This window comes from Cryobacterium sp. 10I1 (genome assembly GCF_035019805.1).
GTDB classification, from domain to species: domain Bacteria; phylum Actinomycetota; class Actinomycetes; order Actinomycetales; family Microbacteriaceae; genus Cryobacterium; species Cryobacterium glucosi.
Genome location: NZ_JASJVF010000071.1, coordinates 1 through 13939, shown reverse-complemented (window position 1 = coordinate 13939; position 13939 = coordinate 1). Strand labels below are relative to the sequence as shown.

Below are 13939 nucleotides of genomic sequence, written 5' to 3'. Positions count from 1 at the left end.
AGGTTCCGGAGGCCCGCGAACCTCGATCTGCGACACCTCACGCGGTGCCGGCGGTCGCGTTGTCAGCGGCTGCGGCGTCAGCGGCCGAGGGCGCGGAGCGCGTCCTGAACGTCGTCGGCATCGTTCCAGAGGTGGAAGGCCACGCGAGCGCGGCCCGCCCGACCGGATGCCGTGAGTCCGGCCGCCGTGAGGCGCGCGAGGTCGGTGCCCGCGGCATCCGCCCACGTCACGGTGGCCTGGCCGGTCTGTTCGGTCGGGTCGATGCCGAGTCCGGCGCGGAAGGCGTCGGCGAGGCCCACGTCGTACCGTCGCACCTCGGCCAGGTCGAGTGTGCCGAAGAACTCGAGGGCGGGTTCCGCACCGACCCAGGTTTGCCACGCCGGCGACACGTCGAAACGACGGGCGTCGGCCGCGAGCCGCATTCCCGGCCCGTAACAGGAGCCCCAGACGTCCTCGCCGGCGTACCAGCCGGCCTGGGCCGGGCGCACGACGGAGCCGAACCCCTCGGCAATCGTGAGGAAAGCCACGCCGCGCGGCGCGCACAACCACTTGTACGCGTGGCAGATCGTGGCGTCGAAGACCGAGGCGTCCACAGGCATCCACCCGGCTGCCTGTGAGGTGTCGCACAGGGTGAAGGTCCCGTGACGGCGCGCAGCGGCGATGATCGCCGTCGTCTCGGCGACAGTGCCCGTCGCGGACTGGACGAGTGACCAGGAGACCAACCAGGTGTTACCCGTGATGCTCTCGGCCAGGTGCGCGAGCGGAACGTGTCGCACAGTGACGCCGCGGTGGGCCTGGTTCAGGAACGGGAAGACCATCGAGCTGAAGTCGCCGTGGACGCAGAGCACCTCCGCCCCGTCCGGAACGCTCGCGGCCACGAGGCCCGCGAGCACGGAAGCCTGGGAACCGATTGCCACCCGGCGCACCGGTACCATCACGAGCCGCGCGTAGACGGCACGCACCCGTTCGACGAGCGCGGCGTACCCTGCGGCCGAGGCAGAGCCGCTCGCCCAGGCGTCGAGGTCTGCGCGAAGGGCCGCGACCGTTCCGGCCGTCGGCAGCCCGAGCGTGCAGGCGGCGAGGTACCCGCGCCCGCCGGGGAACTGCGCCCGGGCTGCGGGGATGCCCAGTGGCGGACCGTCGATTCGCGAGCGGGTCGTGTCGGGGGAGGCTGGGCTGGTCATTCCTCCAGCATCCGCCGCTCGCACTCATTCGACAATCGCCAGTGAGTGATAGAAACCATAACCCAGCGTTATCCTTGAGGATGCCTCTCGCCGATTCCGCCCTCGACTCCCATTCGCTGCGCATCGTTCAGGCTCTCGCCGAGCACGGTTCGATCACGGCAGCGGCCCGCGCCCTCGGCTACAGCCAGCCCGCGGTCAGCCAGCAACTCAAGCGCCTCGAGCTGCGGGTGGGACTCGCCCTGGTGGAGCGGGTCGGCCGGGGTGTGCGTCTCACCGAGGCCGGCCGGTTGCTCGCCCGGCACGCCCGTACCGTGACTGGAGCCCTCAACGCCGCCGCAGGTGACCTCGCCGAACTCCAGGGTCTCCGGGCCGGCCGGGTGCGGGTTGCGGCCTTTCCCTCTGCGTCCGCGACGATCGTGCCGCGCCTGCTCGCCGACCTGGGGAGGCGGCATCCGGGGCTGTCGATCACCTATGTCGAAGCCGAACCACCCGAGGCCGTCGCCCTCGTGCGCGAGAACCGCGTCGACCTCGCGATCACGTTCAGCTACCCCGGCGACCTCGTCGACCCGCACCGGGACAGTGCGGAGGGGCTCTCGGTCACGACGCTCGGACGGGACGAGGTGCTGCTCGTGGTTCCGGCCGGCCACCGGTTCGGCGATGCGGAGTCGATCGACCTCGGCGATCTCGCGGGCGAGCGCTGGATCGGCGGCTGCCCGCGCTGCCGCGGGCACCTGCTCGAGCTCTGCGAACGGCGCGGGTTCGTTCCGGACATCTCCTACGAGACCGACAATGTCGCCGCGGTCTTCGGCATGGTCGGCGCCGGCATCGGCGTCGCCGTGCTGCCGACGCTCGCGATCGACTCCGTCGGCGCTCGGTCGGGAGTGCTGATCCGTCCGACCCGGCCGGGAGAGTATCGCACGCTCCATGCCGTCACCGCTGACGGGGCCATTGGCGTGCCGGCGCTGGGGGAGACCCTCCGCGCACTCGCATCGCTCACCGTATCCGCCCGATAGTGCCCCGCACGCACGCAGGCACGCACCTGTCCCCGCGTGCACCCACCGCGTGATCGACGCGCCAAGTAGACTCGATACCGATGTCTGAGACCACTGTGTACCCATTTTCCACCGCGACCGGCACGGATGTTCGCGTACGGTTCTGCCCCTCACCGACCGGAACCCCGCACGTGGGTCTCGTTCGCACGGCCATGTTCAACTGGGCCTACGCGCGGCACACCGGCGGCACCTTCATCTTCCGGATCGAGGACACCGACCCCGCCCGCGACAGCGAGGAAAGCTACCTGCAGCTCAAGGACGCGCTGCGCTGGCTGAAGCTCGACTGGGACGAGGGCGTCGACGCCGGGGGACCGCACGGGCCGTACCGCCAGTCCGAGCGCTACGACATCTACCGGGACGTCGTCGAGCAGCTCAAGGCCTCTGGCCACATTTACGAGAGCTTCGCGACCGGCGAGGAGATCGAGGCGCGCAACGTCTCCCTCGGCCGCGACCCCAAGCAGGGCTACGACAACTTCGAGCGCGACCTCACCGAGGAGCAGCGCGCCGCCTACCGTGCCGAGGGCCGCGCCCCCGCGCTGCGGCTCAAGGTTCCGGACACCGACATCAGCTTCGACGACCTCGTCCGCGGCGAGATCACCTTCCCGGCCGGCTCGTTCAGCGACTTCGTCGTGGTGCGCCCCAACGGGCATCCGCTCTACCCCTTCGTCAACCCGGTCGACGACGCGTTGATGGGCGTCACCCACGTGCTGCGCGGCGAGGACCTGCTGTCCTCGACGCCCCGCCAGATCGCGCTGTACCACGCGCTGATCGAGATCGGCCTGACGACCTTCGTGCCGCGCTTCGGCCACCTGCCCTACGTGATGGGCGACAAGAACAAGAAGCTCTCCAAGCGCGACCCCGAGTCGAACCTGTTCCTGCACCGCGAGCGCGGCTTCATCCCCGAGGGGCTGCTCAACTACCTCTCACTGCTCGGCTGGTCACTCTCCAAGGACCAGGACGTCTTCAGCGTCGACGAGCTCGTCGCCGCCTTCGACGTGGAGAACGTCAACCCGAACCCGGCGCGCTTCGACCTCAAGAAGGCCGAGTCGATCAACGGTGACCACATCCGCCTGCTCGAGTCAGCTGACTTCGCCGCGCGTATCGTGCCCTACCTCGTCTCCGCCGGAGTCGTCGACCTGCCGCTGGGCGACGCCCGCCAGGCCGTGCTCACGGCCGCGGCGCCGCTGATCCAGGAGCGCATCGCGCTGCTCGGCGAGGCGCCGGGCATGCTCGGGTTCCTGTTCGTCACGAGCGACGCGCTCGTGCACGAGGCGGATGCCCTCGCGAGCCTCCCGAAGAATGCCGCCGAGATCCTCGCGGCGTCCGTCACGACCCTCGAGAGCATTCCCGAGGCCGAGTGGACCCACGACCGGGTGCACGAGGCGCTCACCGCTGCGCTCATCGAGGGGCTCGGGCTCAAGCCGCGGGTCGCGTTCGGGCCGTTGCGCGTCGCGATCTCGGGCCGGAAGGTGTCGCCGCCGCTGTTCGAGTCGATGGAGATCCTCGGCCGAGGCGAGTCGCTCGCGCGGCTCGGAGTGCTCTCTGCGGTCGTGGCCGCTGACGCGGCGAGCTCGCCGGTGGTCGCGAGCTGACGGGCGTGAACCGATGATTCGGGGCTCGCAACCCGCCGATGTGGCGCTCAGTTTGGCCAGCATCCGCTCTGTGGGTTAGAGTTACGAGTCGGCCGATCTTCGGAGAGGCCAACGGCCAATGGGGTATGGTGTAATTGGCAACACGACTGATTCTGGTTCAGTTGTTCTTGGTTCGAGTCCAGGTACCCCAGCTTAAAACCCCTGAGTTTCCGCGGAAACCAGGGGTTCTTTTGTTTCCAGGCACAGGTTTTTTCGCCACAAGTGCCGCTGTGGGTGCCACAACCTCTCGCCAGTCTGGGCTCGGCGACACGCCGGACAATCGGTGCCCGGATCATTGTTCGTCGCGCCCATAGGATCATGTCGATGACGACACGCTCCGGCCCGCTGCGGCCCGCACTTGTGGCACGACGAGCAGTCCTCGGCGGGATGATCGGTGTGCTCGCGCTTCTGGCCCTTTCGGGATGCGCGTGGCCGCAGTCATCTGCAGGGGGCAGCGGGGCGCCCGGTGCTCCCGATCTACACGGTTCTCTGGTCGTCGACACGGAACCGTTCAGCCAGCTCACGCCAGGACAGTGCACGGACATCTCCGCGAATACAGTCGTCTACGACACGGTCGACATCCTTGACTGCGGTTCCCCGCACGGCAGCGAGGTGTACAACACGTTCACCTTCCCTGCCGGCGACTACCCGTCGACGGCTCAGCTGAATTCGGTCGGTGAATCTCGCTGCGGTGCAGCTTTCGATTCCGGCGTGCCCAGCTGGCTGACGTACATCTGGTTCAATCCGACGGAGGAGGAGTGGGCCGTCGGAGACCGGTTTGTCGCCTGTCTCGCGATCGATGCGAACGATCGCGCGCTCTCGGCGCCGCTGGCCACGCTCGCGAGCCAGGGGCCTTTCAGCCGCTTCGATCTGGGCGCTCTCACACCGGCACTGGGCGTGGTCCTCACCGCGACCGCGGGAATCGTGTTCGTGTCGTTCCTCGCGGGCTACCTCCTCCTTGCTGCGTCGCTCGCGACACTGTTCCGCAAGACGGGAATACCCTCCTGGAAGGCGTGGGTTCCCTTCCTGCAGACGTGGACGCTGCTGCGGCTCGGCGGTCAGAGCGGCAATTGGGTGTGGCTGGGGCTTGTGCCCGGCGGCAATGTGGTTTCCTCCGTGTTCGTCTACATCGGCATGTACCGCATTGGGATCGCGTTCCGAAAAGACTCCGGGATGCTCGTGCTCGGCATGTTCCTGCCGTTCGTCTGGGCGATCATCCTTGGCGGCCGTGACGAGCAGTACGCGCCGGAGCTGCTCGCGATGCACGGCTACCCGCCTCCCCTCGAAGGCTATGGCTCGGCCTCTCGACCGGCCCAGTTCTAGCCCCTGGGCATCCCTGCAGACCCGTTTCCTGCGGCCAGAGCGCCAGACCACGGGATAGCGGTCGAATACAGCCTCCCGGCAGGGTCGCGTGTCAATGGGCCTTGGGGTGGCTCTTCTTCGTGGGCTTTGTGGCCGGCTTCGTGAGATGCACCGCTGCGGCGACTGCGGTCCAGAGGTCCTTGTAGGCGCGGGCGGCAGTCGTGTTCGGGGCGAAGGCTGCGACCGGGGCTCGTTCGGCACCCATCCGTTCGACCACGACGGTCGCGGGCACGCTGATCGCAAGCACCTCCGGTCGGGCGCCGTGCAATGATTCGGCTGCGACTCGGTGCCCGGTCTTGCGCCGATCGACCATCGTAAGGAACGCCAGGATGGGTGTGGACTTCGCGGACTCCGTGACGATCGAGACCACCTGGTCGAGCGACCGCAGGGAGAGCGGGGACGGAATCAGCGGAACGACCACGACATCGGCTGCGCGGAGGGCGTTCTCTGCGACGAGGGACGATCCCGGAGGGCAGTCGAGCACGACGACGTCATATTCTCTGGCGACCGACTCGAGTATGCGCCCGAGACGATGTGTCGATTTCTTCGCGGCGTCGAGCACGAGGTCGAGGTCACGGTAGCTGTCATCGGCGGGCAGCACGTCGAGTCGCTCGTATGCCGTGGCCCGAACGGATGCCGTTGCATCTGTCCTGCCCGTGACGAGCGAGTTCACGCCGCCCTTGACCTTGGGCTTGACGTTGAGAACGAAGGTCGCGGCTCCCTGCGGGTCGAGGTCCCAGAGCAGAACACGCGAGTTCCGGGATGCTTCCCATGCGAGGTTCACGGCCGTCGTTGTCTTGCCGACCCCACCCTTGGTGCTGTAGACCGCGATGACCTTCATTCTCCGATAGTACGACGTTGCCATTCGTGCTGACGTGAGGAGGGACGGTGCTCTAGACGCCCGCCCTGCCCCGGGTCTATGCTCTTGCCCAGATCAGTTCTCAGCTCCCGCAACGTCGCGCCACTTGACCACCCCCGGAACAACTGAATTCTCGCGATGCCCGCTGTGTTCGGGCGTCCTCCGCTCGCGCTTCGAGTCTGCACACTCGTCGTTCCGCGCCCGGAGCCGAAACGTCCGCAGCACTGCGGACGGACGCACGAAGCCAGGACTGCAGGCCAGCGCTGCTCCTGAACACAAAGTGGGACACGATGACCGACATCGGAACCGGATTCCTCAACGGGATCGAAGCTTTCGCCAATTCACGCCTCGGCGCCATGAGCGGCACGTCCTTCAAGGACACGGTGCCGTTCCTCGAGTCGATCGTCACCTTCGGCGCCGTCGGCGACGTCAAGCCGACCTTCGAGAAGCTCAAGGCCGACATCAAGGCCGCCGTCGCCCTGGTGGAACCGATTGCCGAGAAGATCAAGAAGCAGACCGAGCTCATCGCCAAGATGGTGAAGGAGTCGGCAGATGACATCGACAAGGACGACTTCAACGTCGATACCGCCGCGAGGGTCGCTGTGCGCATCGGCATGGCCCTCGCCGCGATGGACGAGGCGTTCAACATCGTCGCCAAGGAGCTGGCCAAGAAGGCGGACGGCACCGTCGACGAGACCATCCGTTCCGGCCTGATGGATCTCTGGAACCCGTGGGCGCAACCGTTCAAGAATCTCGGCGCCGGTTCCGGCAAGCTTCTGAACAGCTTCGGGAAGAACGTGCTCGGCGTCGATGACCTGGTGAAGAAGCTCGGCGACAACCTCGCCCTCGACCGCACCGACGGAAAGTTCCTCCTGGCTGCCACATTCCTCCGCTCCGGCCAGGTGAAGCTGGGCGCGATGACGCTCGACCAGGTCACGTTCGAGGCGTTCCTGCAGTTCAGCGACCGCGAGATCGCGAACCCGACGGCCGAGGAGAAGACCAGCCTGCTGGAGCGCGACGGCAAGTGGTTCATCGGCGATGTGGCGATCCTCGGTCTGCGCTTCCGCACGATCCTGCAGCCCGGCCTCACGAGCGACCCCCTGCTGGCGAAGGTCATGCCGGGCTCCGAAGACCCGAAGGCCACGACCCTCACGACGGTCTCGCTCGACACCGGACAGGGGTTCTACATCGGTGACGGCCGCGGTAATGAGAAGGCGGTTCTGCCCACGCGTTTCTCGTTCCCGGGGGTCGAACTGCGCGAGGTGGCGTTCGGGCTCGTGCGCAACCCGGCTCGGGAGGTCACCGGATTCGAACTCACCACGTCGATCGCCGCGAAGCTGGGGGATGTCATCGGGCTGCAGGTCGTCGGCTCCGGTTTCGTGGTGACACCCGAGGGTGAGGCCGAGCAGCAGGCCGTCTTCAACCTCCCCGTCTCGCCTCGCTGGCCGGATGCGATCGGCTTGCGAGTGAAGGCAGGCCCCGTCACGGGAGGCGGGTTCATCCAACGCGTCGAGCGCACCTACAAGGTCGGCGGGCAGGACGTGAAGCGGGTCGAGTTCGGCGGGGTCGTCCAGCTTCAGATCCTCAAGTTCGGCCTGTCGGCCATAGTCATCCTCTCGCCGGACCCGTTCTCCATCGTGCTCGTCATCGGCGTGCGTTTCCCCGTGGCGATCGACCTCAGCATGGGATTCACTCTGAACGGCATCGGTGGCATCCTGGCGCTCAACCGCGGTCTCGACCTCGAAGAGCTCCGCTCCGGGATGAAGGAGCACATCCTCGACAAGATGTTGTTCCCCGACAACCCCGTCGCCGAGGCGCCCAAGCTGCTCGAGAAGGTGGCGCACGTGTTCCCGCCGAAGGACGGCGGCTTCGTCTTCGGCCCGATCGTCGAACTCGGCTGGGGTTCGCAGGCGAAGTTCGTGGAGATGAAGCTCGGCGTGGTGCTCGCGCTTCCCGATCCGATGATCGTCATTCTCGGCTCCCTGCGGGTGCGAGTGCCGACAAAGGAGGCGCCGATCACCGACATCCGCGCCGACGTCTTCGTGGCGATCACCCCCGACTACCTGCTGCTGTTCGCGAGCATGCGCGACTCCACCGTGGCCGGCATCAAGATCTCGGGTGACCTCGGCCTCTACATCCAGTGGTCGGGCAACGGAGCGTTCGAGTTCTCGGTCGGCGGCTTTCACCCCGAGTACGAGAAGCTGACGGGCGGCAAGCCGAAGCTCGGTGACATGGACAGGGTCACCATCGACCTTTCGCCGTCCAAGGCGATCAGTTTTGTCATCAAGGCGTATTTCGCCATCACGGCGGGCTCGGTCATGCTCGGCGTCGATGGGCGCCTCAACGCCGACTTCTCCGTCATCGTGGCGAAGGCCTGGCTCACGCTCGACATGATCTTCATCTGGGCGCCGCGCTTCGCCTTCAAGATCACCATCGAGGTGGGCGTCGAGGTTGAGCTGCTCGGCTTCACGCTCTGCTCCATCGTCTTCCGCGGCTCGCTCGAGGGGACCAAACCGTTCCGCCTGGCTGGGCACATCAAGGTCGACGTCTGGTTCCTCCCCACCTTCGATGAGGATCTCGGTCCCGTCGAGTGGGGTGAGAAGCCGCCGCCGCTCATCGCCACGGTCGATGCCCTCCAGATCGCCGCAGCGGCGATGAACGAGCCCGACGCCTGGAAAGTACAGTTGCCCGACCACGCCGCGCAACTCGTCACCCTGGCCGAGGTCGACGACGTCGAGGGCCGAATCGGGCATCCGCTGGCCGGAGTCGAGGTGTCGCAGACCCAGGTGCCGTTGGGCGTCAAGATCGCGCGCATCGGCTCGGCATCGGTGAAGGCCGACATGGTGACCATCGGCACTCCGACGGCGACCCCAGACTCCGGGCTCGTCGGCGCCGTCAGCGAGCTCAGGACGGCATTCGCCCCCGGGCAGTTCTTCGCGCTCGAGGGCGAGTCCCTGCTCGCCCGCTCGGGCTTCGAGGACATGACCGGCGGATGCCGCATCGCCGCGGCGACCACCCCGAAGGTCGGAACCCCGACGTCGGCGACCGTGGCGTACCAGACCTACGTGCGCAATCCCGACGAGCCATCGGCGATGATCGAGTTCACGGGGACGTTCGCCACCATCGCGAACTCCTATGCCACGAAGACCAACGTGGGCAGGGCTGTGCGCGAGGTCGGCAATCCGTACACGCAGCCGGCTCCGCCGAACGCCGGTGTCACGGTCTCCGACAAGGGCTCGTCGAGGATCGCGGATGCCGCCACCGGTGCGGCGCTGCTCGCCGGCCTCGGAGAACTGAGCGCCACGCAGGCCGCGCTCGTGACAGCGGCAATCAACACCGAGAGCGCCGCAACTGCGACGCGCATGATCGTGAAGGGGTGACCTGATGGCCGACCTGGATGCCATCGCAGCGAGCGTCGTCGCGCCGCTCGACCGCACGGCCACTCATGTGGTGCGCGACGCCTTCGCCCTGGCGATCGCTCCTGAGGACGACTTCGATGAGAGCGCCGTTGCGATCGAGTCGCTCGAGTTCGCGTCGACGGTCGTCGGCGGCCTCTCCGCAGCGGCGAGCGCTCCGCCCCCCGGCAAGGTGCGTTCCAGCTCCGAGGTGAAGGTTCCCCTGACCGACAGCGCCGGGGGATCGGCATCCGCAGACCTCTCGGTGACCCTGTACGGTCCGGGCGACGTGCGCGGCATCGACCCGGCGCAGATCGTGCGGCGCTTCCCCGCCCCGGGCGTTCGCACAGCCGAGGAGACGGTGCTGGCCCACATCGAATTCGATCGCCCCGAGCTGCCGTGGGCGTTCAGCGCCGCACAGCAGGCTCCGGTCATGCGTCCCTGGCTTACTCTCGTCGTGCTCGAGCGTTCGACGGTCATGCGCGAGCCGGCGTCCAGGACACTGCTCCCCGTGTTCCAGGTGGCGCTCGCGCAATTGCCGACGCTCACTCGCGCCGACCTGTGGGCGCATGCCCAGGTACCGGCCACGACGACAGGGCAGGACCTCTCCGCCCGGTTCTCACCAGCGCACGCTCCCGTCAACCTGTCCCGGGTCATCTCACCGCGCATCCTGAAACAGGACACCGACTACATCGCGGCCCTCGTGCCGACGACCGACGTGGGCGTGCGCGGAGGTCTCGGCCTCGCGGGCGGCACCCTCGACCCGGCCTGGACCAGTTCCTCACCAGACCCGGTGCGACTCCCGGTCTACGACAGCTGGGAGTTCCGCACCGATCCCGACGGCGACTTCCGCTCGCTCGCGATCAAGCTGCAGGGGATCGCCGCACCCTACGAGGTCGGGCGCAAGTTCATCGACACGTCGCAGCCGGGCAAGCCACTGCGGGCCCTCGGTGCCGACGAGGTCGGGCGCAAGCAGGTGCTGCGTTGTGCCCTGTTCTCGCCGAGCGCGCCGTCAACTCCTGAGCAGCAGATCGCGGAGACGGCGGTCTGGCCCGCCGAAATGGTCGACGGCCTGCGCGCCGAACTCGATCTGCCTGCCGCCATCGAGGGCACGCAGGAGCAGACGGATGGCGTGCCCGACCTGCCCATCATCGGCCCGCGCATCTACGCCAAGCTGCATCGCGGGAGTGCCGTCATCGAGGGCTCCGACTGGTTCGCCGAGCTGAACCTCGCTCCGGTGAAGCGCATCGTGGGCGGGCTTGGAACCCGGGTGGTACAGAGGGACCAGGAGCGTCTGATGCAGTCGGCGTGGGCCCAGCTCGGGGAGGTGGAGGCGGCGAATCGCGCCATCCGCCTGGCACAGCTGGCAGAACTGCTCGCCACCAGGCTCCACGGCAGGATCAGTGAGCTGCAGGCCGGGCACCTGCTGCAGGTCGCCGCTCCTCTCGCCACCCGGATCTCGGTCGCTGCGGGCAGCACGCTGTTCGCCGATGTGGTCCTGAGCTCGACCCCGGTCGCAGCGACGACGAGCGCCTTTCGGCGGGTCACCCGCCCGGCCGGACCGATGATCAGGAGAACGGATGCCGCCTCCCGCGAACGCGCGGGCAACGTCGTGGGAACGGACGCGGGGCTCCGGGACTTCACCCGGGTATACGCGAACCCCGAGGGCATCGGGCGGCTCACGGCCGATGTCGTCGCCCACCTCGACCTGCAGCTCGTCAGTGCGGCGATCGGCGCTCCGATCGACACCATCGGCGGACTGTTGAAGGAGGCGAACGCACGCGTCGAGGGTACGGGCGGCTTCGCCACCTACCTCACCGAGCCGAGCCGCTGGAAGGCCGTCGACACCGGCTTCGACCTGCGCGCGGACCTCGCCACAAGGTGGAGCGAGCGGCTGCTGCGCTCGACATCCGTTCCCGCGATCGAGTCCATCCGTGCCCAGCGCATCGGCCCGCTCGCCGCCGAGCTCTCGCTCTCGAAGGCGACGATCGCCAGCCCGCTGCGCGAACGCCTGAAAGGTACGGCCGTGAAGCTGAACGACCGGGTGCTGGTCGACCTCGGCATCGTCGACGTGCACCCGGTCGACGTGCACCCCGTTGACGTGCACCCCGTTGACGTACACCCTGTCGACCTGCACCCGGTCGACGTGCACCCCGTTGACGTACACCCCGTTGACGTACACCCTGTCGACCTGCACCCGTTCGAGGTCGGCCCAATCGTCGCACCGTTGAACCCGCGCGCGCCGATCATCAGGAGATCACCCATCGGCGGCGCGGTGGGCCGCCTCCGGCAGGGCGGTGGCGCGGTGCGGGTTCCCCTCGGCGGCGGCGACTTCCGTCGCGTCCCGGTCGAAGGCCACGTGCTCATCGGCGGACGCGGCCTCAGGGTCATCGACGCGCAGCACCTCAAGAAACTCGGCGACATGAGGGACGTGGCCGAACTCGATGCCGGACTGGCCCAGTTCGCAGACCTGGCCGAGGTGAAGCTCACCCCCGCCCTTGATCGCATCAACGAGCTTCCGCTCGACGTGCTGCGCGCCGAGATGACGTCGCTCATCGATCCCGGGGCCCTGCTCACGATCGATGCCGTGCCGCACCGCGACGCCCTGGCCGTCGCATCCGCCGCCATCATCGGGGAGATCGATCCCCGGCACACCGTGCGCTCCTCCCTCGCCGGGAGACTTCACCTCAGCGTTGGCCTCGCGGATCGCTGGTTCGCCCAGCCGCGTATCGCACCGATCATGGCGGCGCCGCGTTTCGACCGGCCGATGTACCGCGCACTCGAGGAGTACGACCGTGAGTGGCTCGTCCCCGGGCTCGGCCTTCTGCCGGCAAGCGACTTCGTCACTGTACTCTCCACCAACAGTGAGTTCATGGCGGCGTTCTTCGTCGGCCTGAGCGACGAAATGGGCCGGGAGCTGCTCTGGCGGGGCTACCCGACCGACCAGCGCGGCACCTACTTCCACCGTTTCTGGAACCCGACAGCCGACGAGCTGGCGACACCCATCCACCTGTTCCCGGCGACGCCTCTCGCGGCGCAGATCTCCCTCGGCGGTGGCGACGGCCGTGCCGTGATCGTGGTCAAGAGCGAGCTTGTGCGGCGTTTCCCTGATCTCATCATCCAGGCGGTGAAGAACCAGGGCACTGTGCGCGATCCGGTTTTTGAGAAGGTCGGCTCTCCGCAGCAGACCGCCCCCGTGCTCTTCTCCGAGGTGCTCGATCCCGACATCGCGCTCGTGGGCGTCGACCTCTCCGTCGACGAGCTCGACGGGGAGCAGTGGTGGATCACCATCGCCGAGCATCCCAGCGCCACCCGATTCCAGCGGCCGGCCGACGCCCAGCTGCCGGCCGACCAGAAGCACCTCACCGACACAGCACCGCATTCCGCCGCCTATGCCGAGAAGCACCTGCACCGTCCGGTGCGGGTCGCATTCCAGGCGACGGACCTCATCGTGAGAGAGGCGTAGACCATGCCCGTCGAGACCCCAGCCGTCCTGGCCAGAGTTCGCGAGCGCATCGCCACCCTTGCCGAGAAGCGCCGAACGCTCATCCGGCGGCCGGCCGACCACGTTCGGCGCGGCGAGATCCTCGCGCTCGACGACGACCTGCGCGAGATCATCGGCGGGTTGCGGGACCGCCTCGACCCGTGTGATGCGTCTCCCGAGGTTCCGCTGGTGCTGCTACCCGTCCGCATCGAGAGCAAGCTGACTCCGGGCACTTCGACGCTTCGGGTGCGCATCTCGCCCGACGAGGCGCACATCGACAGCCTGCTGCGCTCGGTGACGGATGCCGAGGTCGCCGCCGGAGCGGCGTACTGGTCGGCCGTCTGGACCGACGTCGCCGATGCGGTCGCCTGGCCCGCACTCAGCGCGGCCGTGGGAGAACGCCGTGCCGGGTGGGTGGCCGAAGTCACGACGCCCACCAACCTCGCCACCCGAGGACAGGGCGCCCCGATCTTCCCTGCATCACCGGAGGAGGTGGCCCACGGCACCGTGGCCCGCTGCCTTCCCGACCAGTTCGTGGTGCGGGTGTTTCCGAACGGAGCAGCACCGATCACGGTGACCGGTTCGCCGGTGGCGACCGACGTGCCGCTCTCGCCGATCGCGTTCGGCGACGACGAGCTGAGCCAGGTAGCCGGCCTCACCGTGCCGGCCGGCTCGGAGTGGACAGTTGACTTCGAGGCGGCCAAGAAGGCGGGCCTGGGGGTGGAGGTGCAGCTGCCCGGCGGCACCACGCTCATCGACCGCATCGTGGTGGTCGGAACGCGCAACTCGGTCTCTGAGGAGGCCAACGCCGCCGACTTCGTCGACCTCCTCACCAGTCACCGGTTCAGCGACGGCGTCTCCCTGTTGGCCGCCGGAACCGCCACCAACAATGCGGATGCCGAACGCTCGCCCTATCGTCCGGCCGCGAGCGCCGGCGCCCCGCCAGTGGAATCGCGCACGCCGTCGCTGAAC

8 protein-coding genes and 1 tRNA gene are annotated in these 13939 nt (G+C 68.0%); 7 read left to right on the top strand and 2 right to left on the bottom strand.

Annotated features, from left to right (window positions below; all coding sequences use genetic code 11):
- Window positions 1-77 precede the first annotated feature (77 nt).
- Window positions 78-1184, bottom strand: coding sequence for an aminotransferase class V-fold PLP-dependent enzyme (locus QN345_RS08565; RefSeq protein ID WP_322187882.1), 1107 nt, complete (start codon window positions 1182-1184; stop codon window positions 78-80).
- Window positions 1185-1264: 80 nt separating this feature from the next.
- Between QN345_RS08565 and QN345_RS08560 the strand changes: the two genes are divergently transcribed.
- The 4 genes from QN345_RS08560 (at window position 1265) to QN345_RS08545 (ending at window position 5190) form a co-directional block, all read left to right on the top strand.
- Window positions 1265-2197 (top strand): LysR family transcriptional regulator, encoded by a 933-nt coding sequence (locus tag QN345_RS08560; RefSeq protein ID WP_322140873.1) that lies wholly within the window; start codon window positions 1265-1267, stop codon window positions 2195-2197.
- Between the two features lie 80 nt (window positions 2198-2277).
- Window positions 2278-3828 carry a glutamate--tRNA ligase gene (gene gltX / locus QN345_RS08555; RefSeq protein ID WP_323508571.1) on the top strand — a complete coding sequence of 517 codons (1551 nt, stop codon included), beginning with the start codon at window positions 2278-2280 and terminating at the stop codon, window positions 3826-3828.
- A gap of 119 nt (window positions 3829-3947) precedes the next feature.
- Window positions 3948-4019, top strand: a tRNA-Gln gene (locus QN345_RS08550).
- Window positions 4020-4191: 172 nt separating this feature from the next.
- The gene (locus tag QN345_RS08545) at window positions 4192-5190 is read left to right on the top strand and encodes a DUF5684 domain-containing protein (RefSeq protein WP_166787300.1); all 999 of its coding nucleotides are present in this window, start codon (window positions 4192-4194) and stop codon (window positions 5188-5190) included.
- 91 nt (window positions 5191-5281) lie between these two features.
- Here the strand turns inward: QN345_RS08545 and QN345_RS08540 are convergent, their stop codons facing one another.
- Window positions 5282-6070, bottom strand: coding sequence for a ParA family protein (locus QN345_RS08540; RefSeq protein ID WP_134447403.1), 789 nt, complete (start codon window positions 6068-6070; stop codon window positions 5282-5284).
- Between the two features lie 308 nt (window positions 6071-6378).
- Here QN345_RS08540 and QN345_RS08535 point away from each other — a divergent pair, with 308 nt between their 5' ends.
- From QN345_RS08535 to QN345_RS08525, 3 genes are all read left to right on the top strand, one after another.
- Window positions 6379-9468 (top strand): DUF6603 domain-containing protein, encoded by a 3090-nt coding sequence (locus tag QN345_RS08535; protein WP_322140871.1) that lies wholly within the window; start codon window positions 6379-6381, stop codon window positions 9466-9468.
- Window positions 9469-9472: 4 nt separating this feature from the next.
- Window positions 9473-12949 (top strand): hypothetical protein, encoded by a 3477-nt coding sequence (locus tag QN345_RS08530; protein ID WP_322187877.1) that lies wholly within the window; start codon window positions 9473-9475, stop codon window positions 12947-12949.
- 3 nt (window positions 12950-12952) lie between these two features.
- Window positions 12953-13939: hypothetical protein (locus QN345_RS08525; protein ID WP_323508570.1), on the top strand; the 987-nt coding region annotated here is incomplete at its 3' end.